Annotated in this window: 14 protein-coding genes; 12 read left to right on the top strand and 2 right to left on the bottom strand. The window is 50.8% G+C overall.

The window, feature by feature from the left end; genetic code table 11:
* Window positions 1-101: 101 nt before the first annotated feature.
* Complete coding sequence (gene ndk, locus IPN95_29795; protein MBK9453506.1) at window positions 102-521, bottom strand: nucleoside-diphosphate kinase; 420 nt, start codon at window positions 519-521, stop codon at window positions 102-104.
* Between the two features lie 210 nt (window positions 522-731).
* Here ndk and IPN95_29790 point away from each other — a divergent pair, with 210 nt between their 5' ends.
* From IPN95_29790 to IPN95_29755, 8 genes are all read left to right on the top strand, one after another.
* Window positions 732-1,775, top strand: a complete 1,044-nt coding sequence (locus tag IPN95_29790) for a bifunctional oligoribonuclease/PAP phosphatase NrnA (GenBank protein ID MBK9453505.1) — start codon at window positions 732-734, stop codon at window positions 1,773-1,775.
* A gap of 4 nt (window positions 1,776-1,779) precedes the next feature.
* Window positions 1,780-2,280 carry an FKBP-type peptidyl-prolyl cis-trans isomerase gene (locus IPN95_29785; protein MBK9453504.1) on the top strand — a complete coding sequence of 167 codons (501 nt, stop codon included), beginning with the start codon at window positions 1,780-1,782 and terminating at the stop codon, window positions 2,278-2,280.
* Between the two features lie 45 nt (window positions 2,281-2,325).
* Window positions 2,326-3,048, top strand: a complete 723-nt coding sequence (locus tag IPN95_29780; protein MBK9453503.1) for a hypothetical protein — start codon at window positions 2,326-2,328, stop codon at window positions 3,046-3,048.
* A 4-nt stretch (window positions 3,049-3,052) separates the two neighbouring features.
* Entirely contained in the window at window positions 3,053-3,928 is an 876-nt protein-coding gene (lipA, locus tag IPN95_29775; GenBank protein ID MBK9453502.1) for a lipoyl synthase, read from the top strand.
* Window positions 3,929-4,221: 293 nt separating this feature from the next.
* Window positions 4,222-6,936, top strand: coding sequence for a T9SS type A sorting domain-containing protein (locus tag IPN95_29770; GenBank protein MBK9453501.1), 2,715 nt, complete (start codon window positions 4,222-4,224; stop codon window positions 6,934-6,936).
* 111 nt (window positions 6,937-7,047) lie between these two features.
* The gene (locus tag IPN95_29765; GenBank protein MBK9453500.1) at window positions 7,048-7,539 is read left to right on the top strand and encodes a histidine phosphatase family protein; all 492 of its coding nucleotides are present in this window, start codon (window positions 7,048-7,050) and stop codon (window positions 7,537-7,539) included.
* Window positions 7,540-7,581: 42 nt separating this feature from the next.
* Complete coding sequence (locus IPN95_29760) at window positions 7,582-8,592, top strand: NAD-dependent epimerase/dehydratase family protein (GenBank protein ID MBK9453499.1); 1,011 nt, start codon at window positions 7,582-7,584, stop codon at window positions 8,590-8,592.
* A 140-nt stretch (window positions 8,593-8,732) separates the two neighbouring features.
* Window positions 8,733-9,614, top strand: coding sequence for an SDR family NAD(P)-dependent oxidoreductase (locus tag IPN95_29755; protein ID MBK9453498.1), 882 nt, complete (start codon window positions 8,733-8,735; stop codon window positions 9,612-9,614).
* A gap of 130 nt (window positions 9,615-9,744) precedes the next feature.
* Here IPN95_29755 and IPN95_29750 read toward each other — a convergent pair whose 3' ends face one another.
* A complete protein-coding gene (locus tag IPN95_29750; protein ID MBK9453497.1) occupies window positions 9,745-15,567 on the bottom strand; it encodes a lamin tail domain-containing protein in 5,823 nt (1,940 codons plus the stop codon).
* A 72-nt stretch (window positions 15,568-15,639) separates the two neighbouring features.
* On the opposite strand from IPN95_29750, the gene IPN95_29745 reads away from it, so the two are divergent.
* The 4 genes from IPN95_29745 (at window position 15,640) to IPN95_29730 (ending at window position 18,502) form a co-directional block, all read left to right on the top strand.
* The gene (locus tag IPN95_29745) at window positions 15,640-16,647 is read left to right on the top strand and encodes an aspartate-semialdehyde dehydrogenase (GenBank protein ID MBK9453496.1); all 1,008 of its coding nucleotides are present in this window, start codon (window positions 15,640-15,642) and stop codon (window positions 16,645-16,647) included.
* Window positions 16,648-16,739: 92 nt separating this feature from the next.
* Window positions 16,740-16,973 carry a cytochrome b5 gene (locus IPN95_29740; GenBank protein MBK9453495.1) on the top strand — a complete coding sequence of 78 codons (234 nt, stop codon included), beginning with the start codon at window positions 16,740-16,742 and terminating at the stop codon, window positions 16,971-16,973.
* Between the two features lie 198 nt (window positions 16,974-17,171).
* Entirely contained in the window at window positions 17,172-17,822 is a 651-nt protein-coding gene (locus IPN95_29735; GenBank protein MBK9453494.1) for an NUDIX domain-containing protein, read from the top strand.
* A gap of 47 nt (window positions 17,823-17,869) precedes the next feature.
* On the top strand, window positions 17,870-18,502 hold the full coding sequence (locus IPN95_29730) for a hypothetical protein (GenBank protein ID MBK9453493.1): 633 nt from the start codon (window positions 17,870-17,872) through the stop codon (window positions 18,500-18,502).
* The last annotated feature ends 18 nt before the right edge of the window (window positions 18,503-18,520 follow it).

The raw sequence follows: 18,520 nt of genomic DNA, 5'->3' as shown, positions 1-18,520 counted from the left end.
CCCCCATTTCCGCGGCTTGGGTGTTTTTGCACATTCACCACCAAAGAAAACGGGCGGTTGAAAAGCCGCCCGTTTTTCATTGACAATCAAGAAATTATGCCTCAGAACGTCTCCATTGACGCAAAGAAGAAACTACCTTCACGCAGCGCGTTTTCGTCGCTGTCGGATCCATGGATGGCATTTGCATCAATCGACTTGGCAAATCGGTTACGGATGGTTCCGGGAGCAGCATTTGCAGGATTCGTCGCTCCGATCAGGGTGCGAAAGTCCTCAACTGCATTGTCTTTCTCCAAAATCATCGGAATACAAGGTCCGCTCGTCATGAAATCGACCAACTCTTTGAAGAATGACCGCTCACGGTGAATGTCATAGAAGTCACCTGCGGTCTTGTCGCTCAACCAAACCATCTTCATGGCGCGCACTTTGAAGCCGCCTTCGATGATTTGATCAATGATTTTGCCTGCATGCCCGTTGCGAACTGCGTCGGGCTTGATGATGGTAAATGTGAGTTTTCCGCTCATTGTTGCTTCTCAATTTTGTGAGCGGCAAAATTAGTCTGACAAGTTTTCCTATTCCAAACTTTTTTCGTCTAAAATGTGCCAAAAACCGCTTTCCATCAAAAAATGCCCCGAAGCGCATCAAAATCCATCCACTTTGCCAATTGCCCAAGCCTCGGGAAGGCGCATCACTATTCTCCCTGCCTACCTCAAAAATTGTTAGTTTTGCAGGATATGTTGACTGAAATCAGCTCACGGTTGGCTCTGTACACCACAGACTCCGTGGCACGCCTGTCGCAAAGGCTTCAAAATTGTGGCTCCATCGTGATCACCACGCACCCCAACCCTGATGGCGATGCCATGGGGTCGTCTCTCGCACTTTGGAGAGTGCTGAAAAAAATGGGCAAGGAGGCAACCGTTGTTGTACCCAATGCCTACGATCAATACCTGTCTTGGCTCGACGGATCCAATGAAGTGATCGATGCAAGCACGAAACCTGCCGAAGCCGCAGCTTTGTTTACTGCTGCAGACTTGATATTCTGCCTCGATTACAACGCCCTCCGACGCGTTGGCGAGCTCGAAGCCATGATCCGCAGTTCCACTGCCGAGATTGTCCTCATCGATCACCACCTTGATCCTGAAGATTTTGCGCATTACAACTTTCACGTGGCCGGACTCTCCTCCACAGCGGAGTTGGTTTATCGCCTGTTGCTACAGCTCGGAACCGCTCCCTTGATCGACAAAGCGGTCGCCGAAAACATCTACGTGGGGCTGATGACCGATACCGGATCCTTTCGATTCTCCACGACCACCCCCGAGGTGCACCTGATTGCTGCCGACCTTTTGCAAGCCGGCATCGATGTCGGCCATATCCACAACCTTATTTATGACAACTTCAGCGAAAAGCGCACCCGTTTCCTGGGATTCATGCTTTACAAGAAGCTGAAGGTTCTCCCTGAATACAATACCGCCTACATGGCCGTTTCCCGCGCCGAAGGTGCTCGTTTTGATTTGGGCGCAGGCGACACAGAGGGACTTGTCAACTATTGCTTGAGTCTCAAAGGCATCAATTTCGGCGTACTCCTCAAGGCATCTGACCGCGGTACCAAGCTCAGCTTCAGGAGTATCGGCAAATTTGCCTGTAACGAATTTGCCGCTCATTTCGGCGGGGGTGGACATTACAATGCCTCCGGTGGAAAAGTTGATTTGAACATTGAGGCAACAGAAGAGAAGTTTTTGAAGTTGTTGGAGCAATACAAGGATGCGCTCAAATACTAGAAATATGTACCGTTTACTTTTCAGCCTGTTGGGTTGCGCGATTTTCACGATGCTTGTGGCGGGTTGCGGCAAAAGCGGAAAACATCCGATGGATGCACAGAACGGCACATTTGAGCCCTATGTGGTTCTAGACAGTTCGAAAATCAAAATTTACCCGGATGGCATCGGGATCTACGTGGTAAAAGCTGGAACCGGCGATATTCCGCAGAATGGCGAACATGTTTCCATGCATTATCAAGGAATTTTGGATGATGGAACCGTTTTTGATGACTCCTACACCCGAGGCACCCCGCTCGATTTTACAATTGGTTCGGGAAAAGTTATCCCTGGAATCGAATCTGCTGCAAGAAAGCTTCGGTTGGGTACCAAGGCGATCGTGACCATTCCACCCGCACTCGGATACGGTGATGGCAAGGATGCCAACGGGAAAGATGTCAAGTTGCCCCCCAAAATTCCAGCGAATGCACGTTTGACATTTCACATTGACCTCGTAGGCAGCTTTTGAGTGCACCATGCTTGAATCAGAATCATAGAATCCTTATTTTTAACCATGCGACAGCGGCTGCTTCTCACATTGCTTTTGTTGGTTCCCCTTCTTACTTGGGCGCAACCTGAGGTCAAACCTGCCTCCGCAGGATTGGCATTCGGTGTGATGGCCCATTCTTTTGGGATAGGCTTTGATGTGCAATACCTTGTTTTGCGGGGCGAATGGGATTATTCGATCGGGTTGTCATTGAGTTCCTACAAGAATCCGAAGGAACTGAAGATCGAAAGTGCCTACAAGGATCAAGGTGGGAAGGACTATGTCTATGACAAACTGAACTATTGCTACGTCTTGGCGCCGATGTTTGGGGTCTCAAGGAAGTTGATTTCCAAGGGCGTCTTTAATCGCATTGGTCTGAAGGGCCATTTCTCTGCAGGGCCACTTCTTGCACTGATGAAACCGTATTATTTGGAGGTAGCCGTGCCCTTCAACGGCAATCAAGCCTTCAAGGAGATCCACAAATATGACCACACCAAATACAACTACTCCAATATATATGGTGTAGGCGACTACTTTTTGGGGATGAATGAAATTTTCATGATCCCGGGAGCGCGGATCAAGGCCGCCACCTCGGTGGATTTTTCATCTGGAACGGCTTATATTCGCAGCATCGAATTGGGGATGTTTGCCGACATTTTCGCGAAAAAGCTGCCAATGTTTGGTTTTACGGCCAATCGGCAGGGATTTATCGGCGGATCCATTGAACTATTGATTGGAAACACTTGGTAATCAAATGATTGAGCTACCTGTCATCAGCCAAAACATGCCTGGCAACGGAAAACGTCCTGACTGGCTCAGGGTAAAACTTCCGTATGGAAAAACTTTCACCGATGTGCGTGGCATCATCGACGAGCACAAGCTCCATACCGTCTGCGAAAGTGCGCGTTGCCCCAACATGGGCGAATGCTGGGGCGCTGGAACGGCGACTTTTATGATTTTGGGCAATGTTTGTACCCGCTCCTGTGGATTTTGTGCGGTGGCTACAGGTCGTCCTACCGAGCTCGATTTGGACGAACCCCTACGGGTTGCGGAAGCGATCAAACTCATGGGGGTCAAACATGCTGTGATCACCTCTGTCAATCGCGATGAGTTGAACGACCGTGGAATGCAGATTTGGGCCGAAACGGTGAAAGAAGTGCGGCGATTGAGCCCAGGCACCACGCTTGAGACCTTGATTCCAGACGTAAAAGGCAATTGGGAGGCTTTGCAGCTCATGTTGGATGTTGCGCCGGAGATCATTTCTCACAACATGGAAACCGTGAAGCGGCTGTACCGCAAGGTGCGTCCACAAGCGAAGTACGAGCGGAGCTTGGAGCAGATTCAGCGAACAAAAGCTGCTGGAATTCGGACAAAATCGGGTGTGATGGTTGGCTTGGGCGAATCGGTTGAGGAAATGTATGAAATCATGCAAGACCTCGTGAACCACGGTTGCGATGTCTTGACGATCGGGCAATACCTTCAACCGACCAAAATGCACCTTCCGGTTCAGGAATTCATCCATCCAGACTTATTTTCTCATTACCGCGAAAAGGGAATCGAGATGGGATTCAAATTTGTTGAAAGCGGTCCATTGGTGCGTTCGAGCTACCATGCCGAACGTCACATCTGAGTCAAATCTGTTTTTTTTTGAGTCATCTCTTGCACCAACTGCGCAACAGCGGGAGCAGCATTTTCATTGATTTTCATCAATTGAAGTGGATAATGATGCGATCGCAAGATCGCTACTATGTAATCGAATCCATTTCAAACAATTGGAAAAATAGGGCGCATCCACTACCTTAGCTGTGTACTTCAGGTCATGGACAATGGCTGTTGGGCCAAAAAATCCCAGCCAATGTTTGTATGCCTCATATTAAATTGCTTTTTTTGACAGTTTTTGTAGGCAAAAATTTACTGGGAATTATGAGAAGATCGACCATTTTATTCGCTTTGGCGATGTCATTGCTGTTTTTTGGCAACAACGTCGCTGTAGCACAACTAAACCTTGCTTGGGAAGAAATCGGCCCAAACAACACCGGTAACCACGTTCGTGCCATTGTTGTGGACGGCAGCGGCAACGTTTGGGCTGGATCCGTTGGTGGCGGACTCTGGAAATCGACCGATAGTGGCTCCTCTTGGAGCATGGTCAGCGGTTTGGCTGAGAACCTTGCGGTTTCATGTATCGCAGTCGACGGAAGTAATATTTATGTCGGAACAGGCGAAGCTTACTACTTCCGACCTGAATCCACTTGGGGTGGCACTTGGGGCGTTGACTCCATTCGTACCCTGAAAAATGGATTTCTCAAGGCTTCAAGTCAGCCTGGCGAGGGCGTTTTCTCTTCCAACGACGGTGGCGCTACTTGGAGCCACAACAATGGAACTTGGAACAACAGCTCAGTGCGCTACAGCGGCGACTTTATGTCCATCCAAACCGTTGCGACCAAAGGTGGTCGCACGCTCGTAGGCTCCCTCAAGGGCCTGTATTGGAGCGACAATGCCGATCTTGGCACGGTGACCAAAGCAACCGGCACCACTTACTTCATGAACAACATCATCACAGAGGCAAAATTTGCCAATAACAACGTGGTGTATGCAGCAACAAAAGACTCGCTCTACCGCTCTACTGATGGTGGACAGACTTTTGGATCTGCCATCAATTCCACGTTTCCAGTGGGCACAGCCGCTCCTAACAATCGCATCGGTGGCTATCGTATTGCCGTTGCCGTTGCACCTTCCAACCCTGATATCATCTACCTGACCGGTGCCAATGACGTTACAGGTAACTGCACTGGCGTTTGGAAGTCGGTGGACAATGGCTATACCTGGATTGGAATTTCGCCTTATGAGTCGGCGATTTTCAAGCCATTCCAAAACAAAGGACTTTATTCCATGTTCCTTGCTGTTCCGCCAGTCGATCCAAACGTGGTCTTCATCGGTGGCACAAAAATGTACCGTTACAGCAATGTAGATGGCTGGATCGACGCTGCATCACATAGCTTTGTCCCAGGCTTTAGCACCCGTTACGTGCCATTGGGCCAACTTGCCATGGCATTTGATCCCAACGCTGACTCGGTGATGTATGTCGGTACCGACCACGAAATCGTGCGTTCAGGTGACTTGGGAGACTCCTATTCCTTCCGTACCAAAGGTTTTAACAATGCCCACCTGTACGGCATCAGCCCATCCCCAAGCTTCAAAGTCCTTGTTTCCGACCGCTTCCACGGAATCTCCGCACACAACAACGGGTCATCAGCACCAGAAAATCAGCAATACAACGACATCCACTCAGCTTCGTTGACCGGTGGCGGTTTGGCACGCTGGTCTACCATTATGCCAGAGAACTTCGTCGTTGCCAAGGCTGAAGATCGTGGTGTGCAACGTTCGCTCACACAGGGCGCAACGTTTGAAGACTTTTATGGATTCCCGGTTGACTCTGTCAATTCCTGCTGGGGCGTCGCTCCTGACTCGATGATCATCGACCGCGCAACGCTATCCGTCGGTGGTGGCGGTATATATGATCGTTCCACAGCACCTATCATGCCTTTCTGCTTTGATGAATACATCCCTGCCGGCAGCTTGAGCAACGATACTTCGATCCTCAATACGCCAATGTACGTGTTCTTGGCCTCTGGCAACTTTATTTGGATGTGCCAAAATCCATTTGGCGGCATTGACTCCGTTCCTACCTGGAACAGGGTTTCCGATGACTTGATCACGCAGAATCTTCCCGGCGGTAAAAGGAAGTATTTCACTGCGATCACTTCCTCCAATGATGCCGAGCACAATACCTATGTTGCCACCAACAATGGTGATGTTTTTAGACTTGTCGGTGCACACCGTCCTGAGAGCTTCTGCGTCACGACCGACGTAGTACGCATCGATGGCGGCACGCTTCCTCGCCGTTGGATCACCGACATTGAAGTCGATCCGACCAACAGCAACAACGTGATCGTCACCTTCGGTGGCTTTGCAAACGGGGATGACCGTGTTTACATCACCAATGATGCAAAGGCAATTGCGCCGACATGGCGTAGCCTCCAAGGTAACTTGGAAGCCAACCTTCCTGTGCATTCTGCCGCATTCCACCCTGATGCCAGCAACAGGGCGATTTTGCTCGGCACCGAAGAAGGGATCTACTCCACCACGAGCGACTACGAAAACGGAAGCGTAAGCTGGACCTTCGAAGGAAGCGCAATCGGCAACGTTCCTGTGACCGACATCGTCATTCGCAAATGGTACATGGAATTTACCGATATCAACAATTATCGCTATTCTCCTGATAACACGGTATTTATCTCAACCTACGGTCGCGGTGCATGGAAGTCCTCGACCATCGTAGCGAAGCCGGAAGAAGTCGTAGCAGGCAGCGGAATCAAGCTTCAGGCTGTTCCAAATCCTGCCGTTGCCTCGACATCGATCAAGTTTGACTTGCCACAAGCTACCCGCGTCACCCTCAATGCCTACAGCATCGACGGACGTCCGGTCGCACAGTTGACCAACTCCCAGTTTGGCGCTGGTCAAGGCGAGGTCGAATTCAACACCCAGGCACTTCCAGCCGGAATCTACCTGGTGAAGGCTAACTTCACCAATGCACAAGGCAGCTATCAGAGCCACTTGCGTGTCGTGGTGGTAAAATAATTTGGACTTCAGTCCACTTAAAAAGAAAGCCCGGCAAATGCCGGGCTTTCTTTTTTATATTTGGCTGATCAATCGCAGGAGCCGCCAATCGGCCAAAAGGAGAATAAGACCATGAAAACTATAGTAATCGCCCGCCATGCCAAAAGTGATTGGGCTACCGGCTTGTCAGACCATGATCGGCCGCTGAATTCGAGAGGCAAACTGGATGCCCCGCGCATGGGACAGGCCTTGAATGAGCTCGAATTTCAGCCCGACCTGATCCTTTCATCTTCTGCTGTGCGTGCGCGTACAACCGCAGAGGCGGTCGCAAGGGAAATCAATTTCCATCAACCCATTCGTGTGGAGACAAAACTCTATGAAGCAGGCCATGGGCTCATTATGAGCATGTTGCAAGCCCTTCCGGAGAATGTTGGAAGCGTGATGATTTTTGGACACAATCCGATTCTCGAGCAATTGACGGTTTACCTCCTTCAAATGCAGGCAAACATCGTGATTCCAACGTCAGGCATGGTTTGCCTCGAGGCAAATATTCAGAACTGGGCGCAACTGCAACCCGGGGCAACAAATCTGAAATGGTTTTTGATACCGAAATTGTTGGCCTAGATTTGCAGGAGGAATGAGGTTTATTGATTTTGCAGGGCTACAATGAAGGTATTGATCACGGGAGCCAATGGATTTCTTGGCGTAAGGTTAGCAAGGCGATTGGCCGACGAGCAACACGAAGTAAGGGCACTCGTGCGTAGAATGGGCGAAAACCCGGATTTGCAATACCCAGGAATTGTGGAAGTCAAAGGGGATGTCAGAGATTCCAGCTCCCTGAGCGCGGCGATGGCTGGCATTGACCAAGTTTATCACCTTGCGGCGCTTTCCACCGACTGGGCAGCTGACTTTCGTGACTTTTACACGGTCAATGTCGTTGGCACCGTGAATGTGTTCAAAGCAGCCAAGGAGGCTGGGGTTTCCAAAGTCCTCAATACCTCATCAGCAGGTCCGATCGGCCCACCCGATCAAGACAACATACACCCTGTAAATGAGGACCATATCCGCACGGTCGACTACTTTATTGCTTATGAAAGTTCGAAGGCCATGGCCGACGAACGGGCATTGCGGTTTGTTTTGGACGGCATGCACATTGTAACGGTCAATCCGACAAGGGTTTATGGCCCTGGCCCGCTCGAGCGGAAAAATGGCTATCTTATGCTCATCCATCAATACCTTACCAAAAAGATTGCTGTTTACCCCGGCTTCAAGAAGCAGCTCGCAAATTTTGTCCACATCGACGACATCGTGGATGGTATGCTGCTGGCAATGGAGAAGGGGAAAAGTGGCCAAAGTTACCTTCTCGGAGGCGCAAATGTGACCTTTCTGGACCTATTTGCCGCACTTGAAAAGGTGACCGGCAAGCATACGACCACCCTTGCCATCCCCCATTGGTTGCTTGGATTTTTGGCTGGAATTGCCGCTTTGGTTTCAAAGTTGAATGGAAAAGCACCGATCCTCACGCGGGCTTGGTTGCGCAAGGCAAGTTATTCCTGGCCTGTTTCCAGCGATAAGGCTATCCAAGAACTTGGCTATGCCCCGATGGACTACGAAACGGGCATTCGGAAGACCGTTGAATGGCTGGAAGCGGAACGCAAAGCCGGTCGCATCAAATAAAACCTGAAAAAGGTCATACTTGCATTCGAATTCTGCTGGAAATGATAATTTTGATGTGGATGCGTTGGGTCGTCGTCCACTTTTGGAAATCAACCGGTCAATTTGCTGGAATTCAGCGAATTTGATCCAAATAGGTAGAAATGGAGCGAAAGCAAAAAGGTTATGCTTTGATCACAGGCGCGAGTCGCGGGATCGGAAAGGCATTTGCCGATGAATTGGGAAGGCAGGGCTACAACCTTGCGTTGGTTTCTTTGGCTGGCGAAGATTTGCCGGAATTGGCAATGGAACTTGCTGGAAAACACCATGTGGAAGTTCGCACGCTGGAAATCAACCTGGCAGATTCCGATGCGGTAGATGAGGTGATGGATTGGGTGGAAAAGCAAGGATTGAACGTGTCCATGCTGGTCAACAATGCCGGCTTGGGTTCCGTGGGCCCGTTTCATGAAACGGATATGCACAAGCACCGTGCGATGCTGAACCTGAACATGCTCACGCCCTACTACCTGATGCGCAGGTTGATGCCGATGTTGCAACGGCAACCGCAGGCTTATGTGATCAATATTTCGAGTCAAGCGAGCTTTTTTCCTGTGCCCTTTAAAGGAACCTATTCGGCTTCCAAGGCATTTCTGACCTATATTTCACTTTCCTCTGAATGGGAATTGCGTGGCAGCAATGTCCATGTTTGCGTCGTTTGTCCCAGCGGGGTCAAAACCAGCCCTGCGATCAGGGAAAGGATTGAAACGGCAGGGCCCTTGGCAAGAATTGTCGCCCTCGAACCTGAAGAAGTCGTAGCCATCACGTTGAAAAAAGCATTCAAAAAGAAGCGATTTATCGTTCCGGGTGCACTCAATCGGCTCAGCTATTACCTTACACAGCTCACTCCAGATTTCATTCGAATGGCCTTTATCGCCAAGAAAATGAAGAAAAACCCATTCGATGCGCCGGAAGCAACTCCGGAAAAGGAACTGAGAATGGAGAACTGCGAAGCAATCGACGAAGTCAAACCCGAAGGGTTCGCGTAAGCAATTGAAAATGGAGATCCTCCGCAGGTGGACAGCGTTGCCAATTGAATTTTGGATGTAAGTAGCATCAGGCAAAGCCGTCAAACCAGCCCATCAGCCTCCGCAAACCTGCGTATTATTCAGCTCCTTTTCAGAGCTTCGCAGCCAATACGCAACCGAGCTTGAACTTCTTCTTCTCGCCACCGCTGGGATTCATGGCTTCAAACAGGATCACGTAGACACCGACATCGGCCTTGTGGAACCCATCTGTCGTGCCGTCCCAAGTGAAGGTACCTTGATCCGTGCCGATGAGCGTGTTTTCCTGCAAGATTCGCACGGGGCGACCTTTGTTGTCAAACACCGTCACGCGCACATTCCAACCTGGCGTCGTGAAGTGATAGTTGATGCTGATCAAATCCTCGAATCCGTCTTGATCGGGGCTGAAGGTTTCTGGCTGCAACCAGACCTCGGCATCGCCCTCAGGTACCAATATCTCCGAATTTTTGTAGCCCGGTGTCGCGTAGAGTGCCGTGCTCGCCGCCGAATGCCAGTTGTTGCGATCCTGCGTCGGTCGATCAAAATCCAATCGCTCCAGTGAAACGCCATTTTTGTCGTCGAGATTGGGGAAAGCCCAATCATCGAGATAGGCAAAACGGTCCAAAACCTCATTCGAATCGGTGTAGATCACGCATTCGCCCTCGGTATCGTCATAGCTTGGGAAACTCGCCATCTCAAAAATCGTGCTCGGGTCGCTCGGCAAATAGGTCATCACCTGACTGTCCTTGTCGCCTGTCAAGCAAATATAAGACCGCGGCAGGATGATCTTTGGCATTGTGCTCGCCTGTTTGCCGTTGAAAATCGAATCGGTTTCAGGATAAATTTCACCAATGTAAACCGTCGAAATGTCGATGATCTTGTCACTGTTGTTGTACAATTCGACAAAGTCGCTACCGCCGGTGTAGGGGTTGTAGAGAATCTCGTTGATGATCAAATCACCCACGGCGACTTCGTCCGCAATGCCAAAACAGGTCGAATTCGGGGTCAAAATGGTATTCCCAGGGCAATCTTCAACTGCGGTAACGCTCAGGCAATAAACTGTATTGGTATCCATCAGCACGCCGAAGGCAAGATCCACGGAAAACGGCAGGCTGCCGTTCACAGTCACGGCCGTCGCGACACCAATTCCGTTGTCGATCGTGTAGTTGGCGGGATTGTTCAAGGAAGCGGCATCCATCAATTCGGAGAAGAATACGCGCACCGTTGAACGACTTGTCGTCTGCACACTCAGTACCGAAGGCGCCTCAACATCGCTGAAGGTTCCCATTTGACTGTTGACAGTGCCGGGAGTTGCGCCGTTGGCATCGGTGCTCGCGCGCCAGTTGTCGCCATTGGTACACGGATAGGCAGGATCCACACGCTCCATCGACCATCCGCCATCTTCCTTGGATGGATCATGGTACCATCCCAAGTCATAGTAAGCGAGGTCCATCAGTTGCCCGGTGGCATCATACAGCTCCAGACTGTCTCCTGAATTGTTCAATCCCGGCATGCCCGATACCGCAATCGCATCTCCAAAGACTTCGAAATCAGCGACATTGCTACTGCTGCACAAAATCACATGCCCGCCGGGAAACAGGTTGAATGCAGGCAAAGTGCCCGTATCGTTGCGGTCCGTAACGGTCCAACCTGCAAGCGAAACGACATTCGGGCCATTGTTGTACAGCTCGACAAATTCACCTTCCGGCAGCGAACCGATGACCGGCGTTTCATCTGGATAAATTTCGTTGAACACAATTTGATAGCGGTTGGCATTGCCGCCGAGGACAAACTGCCCCGTCAATGGACCAGCCAAATTGCCTTTGCAATCCCTGATATTCGTCACCGTGACGGTGTAAATCACCCCTGTATCGATCACTTCGGGCAACAGCAAAGTGACGCATGCATTGCCGATTCCGGAAACGGTTGCCGATAACGGGAAATGCGCGGCCATCGAATCCACATAATAATTGGCTGTGTTTTGAAGCGCCGACACATCCATCGTTTCGTCAAAGCAGAGTTCGACGTGGTTGCTGTCGATGACCGTCACCGATAACAATGTCGGCGGAGTGGTATCGGGCGAATTGTTGTACACACTGTTCAGGCGCCCCGGCGTGCCACCCGAGGTGTCATTCGAAGCGATCCAATTGCCCAACTGCGCACAGCTATCCGTCGGATTGATCAATTCCAATGACCATCCGCCGTCGTCTTTGTTGGGATCTTGGTACCAGGAAATGTCGTAGGCAACGGTGTCGACAAGGTTGCCATAGTTGTCGCGCAGACCCAATTGATCACCGCCATTGGTCAATCCAGGCCAACTCGCCACCGCGACATAAGGAATGCCGGCAAATGCTGCGGTGTCGGCATCGTCACACAGCACGACATAACCACCTGGATTCAATACATAGCTGCCGATCACGCGGCGACCACCATTGTGGATGGACCATCCGCTCAAGTCCCATGCCGTGGCGGAGGGGTTGTGCAATTCAAGGAATTCATTCGGCGGCAAGCCGATTTGTGGCGATTCATCGGCAAAAATCTCGTTGAACAACAACGCACGGAACGGCGCAGGACCATTCACCACAAAATTTCCGTTCGTCGGAGCGTTGTTGCCGATGCAATCCTCGACACCCGTCGCAGTCAAGGTATAAATCGTACCGGTATCGATCGGGAGAATGAAGGTCAAATTGACGCAGGTATTTCCTGGCGTGATCAACGTGGCAGTTGCGGCGGTTCCCAAGCCATTGTTGACCACATAATTGCCGGCCATGTTGGCCGTGGCGATGTCCAGTCCTTCGTCAAAACAGACTTGCACCGAATTCGTCCCGGTAACCGTCACCGACAGGATTTGTGGTGCTGTCAGATCAGGTGCCGTGCTGAAAATCGAATTAATCGCACCCGGTGTACCGCCATCGGGGTCATTGCTCGCGGCCCAATTGGTGACGGTATTGCAAGAATCGTCGGGATTGATCAATTCGATGCTCCATCCGCCCCCGTCTTTGTTGCTGTCATGGTACCAAAGGGGCGCGCGGTATTGCACGCTGTCCACCAAATTTCCGGCTTGGTCGCGCAATCCCAAATTGTCCCCACCGTCATTCAGCGAAGGCCAGGAAGAAAGTCCCAAATAAGGGATGCCGGTGTAGGCGGCAGTATCACTTTCCTTGCAAAGGATCACGTAGTCGCCAGGCGCAAGTACATAGCCGGTGAGGGTCTTGGTCGAACTCGAATCCCTGAATTTCCAGTTTCCGAGGTCAAATGGCGTGCTACTGCGGTTGTACAATTCGACATATTCCACCGCTGGCAAATTCGTTACGGTCGTATCAAAATCGAAGAAGATCTCATTGATAATGACCGACCGCCAATTCGCTTCGCCCGAAATGAGGAATGTTCCGGTGTTGGTGGTGGAGTTTCCGGCGCAATCCTCGATGCCGGTTGCGGTCAAGGTATAAACGGTTCCGGTATCGATCGGTGATGCAAAGACCAAGGTCACGCACATATTTCCTGTGCCACCCACAAATGCATTCGAAGGCGTACCCAAACCGTTGTTCGCGGAATAATTTCCCAAAGTTCCAGCAGAAACGGGATCCAAAGACTGATCAAAACAGGCCGTCACGGAATTCGGTCCGGCAACGGTAACGGACATCAAATGCGGAGGATCTGTATCAGGAACCGTCGAAAACACAGAGTTGACAGCACCTGGAGTTCCGCCATCCGGATCAACGGAAGCAGCCCAATTGGACATTGCATTGCAAGTATCGCCCGGATTGATCAGCTCGATCGACCAGCCACCAGCCGATTTGTTGGGGTCATTGTACCAGGTGTCCAAATATTCGACACTGTCGACGAGGCTGCCATAGCTGTCGCGTAACCCTAGATTATCGCCCGTATTGTTGAGCGAAGGCCAAGTGAGCAAGCCCAGATAAGGAAGTCCCGAATAGGATGCGGTATCCGCCAAATCGCAGAGAATCACATAGCTTCCGGGTAACAACAAATAATTCCCCAGCGTCTGTGGCGTCCCCGAGTCCCGGAATTTCCATCCGGCCAAGTCGAAGGCATCGGCACTCCGGTTGTACAATTCCACGTACTCGACGTTGGGCAAGTTGGTGGCATTGATGTCCGGATCAAAGAATATCTCATTGATGATCACGTCATTGGCAGCAGCAGTACCAGAAATCATGAAAGTTCCGGAAGTGGGCGCATTGTTGCCATTGCAATCGGCGATATTGGTTGCCGTGAGGGTGTAAACGATACCTGTATCGATCGGCGAAGCGAAAAGCAAGGTCACGCAATTGAACGATGGCGGAGCTGCAATCGCAGAAATGGGCTGTCCCAGGCCGTTGTTCACGAAATAATTCGTCGGAATATTGGCGATGGCAGGCACTACCGGTTCGCTAAAACAAACCAACAAATTGCTCGCACCCATCACCGAAATCGAGGTGATCACGGGATCAGATGTGTCCGGAATCGTGGAGAAAACCGAATTTTGCAGGCCCGGCGTCCCGCCACAGGCGTCATTGCTGGCAATCCAATTGGAATTCGTGGAACAAGTATCATTCGGATTGATCAGCTCCAATGACCATCCGCCATCGTCCTTGATCGCATCCTGATACCAAGAAAGCAGATATTCCACGGAATCCACCAAAACGCCCGCATTGCTGCGCAAACCCAGGTTGTCACCGGTATTGTTCAGCAATGTCGAGGAAAGTCCGGTCACAGGAATCACATTGTTGTACCCCGTGAAATTGGCTGTTGGCGCACAAAGAATGGCATATTCACCTGGACAGAGCGGATAGCTTGTGTTGATGATCGTGATGCCGGGACCGAGATCGGAGATTTTCCAGCCATTGAGGTCAACCGGGAAATTGCTGCGGTTGTGAATCTCGATGAATTCGAATGCAGGAAGGCAGTTGGGCGTCGGTGATGGGTCCGCCATGATTTCGGAGATCACTACGGATTTCCAAACTGCCGTTCCCGGCAAAAAATAGGTCGAATTGAGTGTGTCGGGCACCATGATGTTGCCCGCCCTGTCTGCAACGTTGGCAATTGTGACGAAGTCGATCCCACAACTGGACAGACTATTCGCTCCCAAATCCAAGTCCACTTTTGTCGAATCCCCTACCCGAATGGTCGCCGTTGCAGGATTAAACAAATAGTTAAACAGGTAATTGGATGCATTTTCTGCTGTCGCCAAACCGACCCTTTCTGAAAATGTCACCGTGACGTTTGTCGCCGAATTTGGAACCACGGTGAGGACTGTTGGGGGAATCAGATCTGGACAAGTCGTCGCTGTCACCGAAATGTCGTCCACAAAACACCAAGTATTTCTGGGGGCGGTCGCGTAGGTGGTCAATACGCCAAAAAAGGAAGAGGTAGTCGAAAGTGTGTGAGTGGTTGTACCTTCGGTAATGGGATTTGTGCCTCCGGGGCTCGTGTCGATCACCAAGGTCCAAAGTCCGGCACAGTCGCGTGTCACCGTCACCTTTACATGCGGATTGGTAACTGCAATTCGATTATCCGCCCCATCAATGATTTTCGAATTCGCCCCAGAATTCGAATAGAACAATGAAATTTCATCCAATGCATCTCCGATCCGCACAAAGTAACCCGTGGCGGTGTTGGATTCGATATTGGCTTGGTCTGAAGTCAAAAACACCTCCACGAAACTCCCGCCTGCAGTTGTACCCACAAGATCCACGGTAAATTCCCAAGTGGTATTTTCAATCGCCGTCGAAGGCGTACTCAGGTGGGAGGTCGTATTGGCAACGGCGGGACCGTTCAAATGGAGGCGCTGCGTGAGCACCTCCCATTCGGTATTGTCCCCACTCCAGACAGGATTGGCCGTAAAGTTGCCATCACTGAAATTGTCAGTGAATTGACCGTATCCGAAACTGGACAGACAGCAGAGCAACCAAGGCAGTACAAAGCGCAGACGCAGCATTAATTTCCGTATATTTACGCCTTGAATTTACGAATAAGAAACGGAAGTTCGAGGCTACGAAAACCTTAAATCATGAAAGTTGCAGTTGTTGGCGCCACCGGCTTGGTGGGCAGGGTGATGCTCCAAGTTCTGGAGGAAGAAAAGTTCCCGATTTCCGAATTGATTCCGGTTGCTTCCGAGCGGAGCATCGGGCAAAAAATCCAATTCGCAGGCAAGGAATATGCCGTTGTGGGCATGGAAACCGCGATTTCCAAACGTCCGGACATCGCGTTGTTTTCGGCAGGTGGCAGCACGAGCAAGGAATTTGCACCTCAATTTGCAGCAGTGGGCACAGTGGTGATTGACAATTCTTCTGCCTGGCGAATGGATCCCAACGTGCCATTGGTGGTTCCCGAAATCAATTCCCAAGCCATCGGCGACGCCAAAATCATCGCCAATCCCAATTGTTCGACCATCCAAATGGTCATGGCTTTGGCACCCTTGCACAAGGCTTACGGCATTCGCAGGATCGTCGTGAGCACATATCAAAGTGTGACCGGCACCGGAAAAGCCGCTTTGGAACAGATGATGAACGAACGCCATGGCGTCGATGGCGCCAAAGTTTATCCGGCCCAAATCGACTTCAATGTCTTGCCGCATTGCGATGTCTTTCTGGAGAACGACTACACGCGCGAGGAGATGAAAATGGTCCACGAGACCCGCAAAATCCTCGGTGACCCCAAAATTGCCGTCACTGCGACCACGGTTCGGGTACCCGTCAAAGGCGGCCACAGCGAGAGCATCAACGTCGAATTCCATACCGAATTTGACCTGGACGAAGCCAAAAAACTCATTGCAACGATGCCCGGTGTGATTGTGCGGGACGATCCGAAGACAGCCCTCTACCCTACCCCGCTGCATGCCGAAGGGAAAAACGAGGTCTTCGTGGGCCGCATCCGAAGGGATGAGAGTCAGCCTAAAACACTGAACCTCTGGGTCGTCGCCGACAACCTGCGTAAAGGTGCGGCCACCAATGCGGTGCAAATCGCGCAATACGTTGTTTTGAAGATTAGAAATGAGAAATTAGAAATGAGAAATTAGCAGTTAGCGGTTAGAAGTTTCCCTATCCCAACTGCTAACTGCTACTTTCTAACTACTCCCTTCCCGATGTCATTTCTCATTTCTCATTTCCCGTGGAACTACCGATCTACACGCGCTCACAACTCGGCTTGCGCAATGGCCAAGACCGCGACGAAATCTGGGTCGCCTACCAAGGCGTGATCTATGACGTAACGGAGAGCCGCATGTGGCGCAACGGCAAACACTACGAGCACTGGGCCGGCCAAGATCTCACCGACGAATTACCCGATGCTCCTCACAACGAGCGTGTTTTCGAAAAATTCAAGGCGATTGGAAGGTTGGTTTGAACCGGAATTCACGAACCGAAGTCGCCCAATTCAGAGGATTGGGTAGCACTAAAAAGTGAATGGCAATTTCCAGGAGATACAGTCATTCTCCATTTTCAATTAGCCGCGCTGAACCCTTCGGGTTTATTGACGTGATATGCTTCGCAATTCTCCATTTTCAATTTTCAATTCTCCATTCTAAATTCCTAATTTCCCCCCATGCAAGATCTCAAGGATAGCCTCAAATACCGGACTTGGTCCGCAGACCTCGAAGCCAACGGCGTTTCCCTCCACGGACTGGAGGAACTCAGCACCATCCGCAAGCGCAACGGAGAAATCCTGTTTTCGCTGGTCAAAATGGATGCAAAAGCCCCCGAAGGCAATCCATTGTTGCCGATCGTCATGCTGCGCGGAAATTTCGTCTCGGTACTCACCTGCCTGATCGACCGCGAAACACGCGAGGAATTCCAACTCCTTGTCTGTCAGCGACGTGTCGCCAATGGCGCCTTATTTTACGAGCATCCTGCCGGGATGTGTGACAGCCATGCCGACCCCTATGACGTGGCTTTGATCGAAGTCAGCGAAGAAACAGGAATGACCATTCAAAAGGAATGGCTCACCCTCCACAATCCCGAAAGGCTTTACTCGTCCCCGGGCTTGCTCGATGAGGCGGGCTACTTTTTCTCCTGCGAAATCGAAATGGACCGCGCCGAAATCGATGCCTATCACATGCAAAAGGGCGGTCATTATGGCGAAGGTGAGTTCATCCACACCTACGTTGCCCGCCCTGACGAAGCCAAACGCCTCATCAAAAACGTCAGCGGATTGTTGGCGATCTACCTTTTTGAAGATTGGCGAGCAAAGAGATAATTCAATAAATTGCGCCTGATTTCCAACCCCGAAGCACTCGTTTTTAGATGAAAAAGTCCTTTTTCCTGTTATCAGCATCCCTTCTCCTTCTGCTTTCGACCTCTTGCAACCCCTTCTCCAAATGCAAGGAATCAGAATGCGGCGAACATGGTGACTGCAAAAAAGGTTCCTGCGAATGCGAGCCGGGATGGGCAAAAGACGTTACCGGCAAATGCGAGCTGGAGGACCTTTGTTACCTCAAAGACTGCGGGCCCAACGGAACTTGCAACGATCCCAACGGAAATTGTGATTGCAACGAAAACTATCAAGTCGGCCCAAGTGGCAAATGTGACAAGCTGTGGCGGGATTCCTTCATCGGGACTTGGTACGGTTCGCATCTGGACGGCAATGTGAACCATGGCCCCTATTCCTTTACCATTTCGGCCAACTCGGCATCGATTATGCGGATCACGATCGATAATTTCTGTGATTGGGACTGTGCGACTTTCAACGCGCCACTTTCAGTGATTGCTACCGTGTTCGCCCCTGGAGAAGTTTTCGAGATGACATCTACCTGCAGCGCATACGACGTGACTGGAAATGCCCGCTTGATCGACAACGACAATCTATTTTTGGAGGCACAAGTTTATATCAACACTTCGGGCTACCATCCCATCAGTGGGAATTTCCAAAGACAATGAATCCGATTAGATCAATTA

It is taken from the genome of Bacteroidota bacterium (assembly GCA_016718825.1).
GTDB lineage: Bacteria > Bacteroidota > Bacteroidia > J057 > JADKCL01 > JADKCL01.
The sequence above is the reverse complement of the archived record's forward strand: the minus strand, read 5'-3'. Positions and strand labels throughout refer to the sequence as shown.

Coding starts and splice junctions, on each gene's coding strand:
- ndk (MBK9453506.1), bottom strand. CDS start 521: ATGAGCGGAAAACTCACATTTACCATCATCAAGCCCGACGCAGTTCGC.
- IPN95_29790 (MBK9453505.1), top strand. CDS start 732: ATGTTGACTGAAATCAGCTCACGGTTGGCTCTGTACACCACAGACTCC.
- IPN95_29785 (MBK9453504.1), top strand. CDS start 1,780: ATGTACCGTTTACTTTTCAGCCTGTTGGGTTGCGCGATTTTCACGATG.
- IPN95_29780 (MBK9453503.1), top strand. CDS start 2,326: ATGCGACAGCGGCTGCTTCTCACATTGCTTTTGTTGGTTCCCCTTCTT.
- lipA (MBK9453502.1), top strand. CDS start 3,053: ATGATTGAGCTACCTGTCATCAGCCAAAACATGCCTGGCAACGGAAAA.
- IPN95_29770 (MBK9453501.1), top strand. CDS start 4,222: ATGAGAAGATCGACCATTTTATTCGCTTTGGCGATGTCATTGCTGTTT.
- IPN95_29765 (MBK9453500.1), top strand. CDS start 7,048: ATGAAAACTATAGTAATCGCCCGCCATGCCAAAAGTGATTGGGCTACC.
- IPN95_29760 (MBK9453499.1), top strand. CDS start 7,582: ATGAAGGTATTGATCACGGGAGCCAATGGATTTCTTGGCGTAAGGTTA.
- IPN95_29755 (MBK9453498.1), top strand. CDS start 8,733: ATGGAGCGAAAGCAAAAAGGTTATGCTTTGATCACAGGCGCGAGTCGC.
- IPN95_29750 (MBK9453497.1), bottom strand. CDS start 15,567: ATGCTGCGTCTGCGCTTTGTACTGCCTTGGTTGCTCTGCTGTCTGTCC.
- IPN95_29745 (MBK9453496.1), top strand. CDS start 15,640: ATGAAAGTTGCAGTTGTTGGCGCCACCGGCTTGGTGGGCAGGGTGATG.
- IPN95_29735 (MBK9453494.1), top strand. CDS start 17,172: ATGCAAGATCTCAAGGATAGCCTCAAATACCGGACTTGGTCCGCAGAC.
- IPN95_29730 (MBK9453493.1), top strand. CDS start 17,870: ATGAAAAAGTCCTTTTTCCTGTTATCAGCATCCCTTCTCCTTCTGCTT.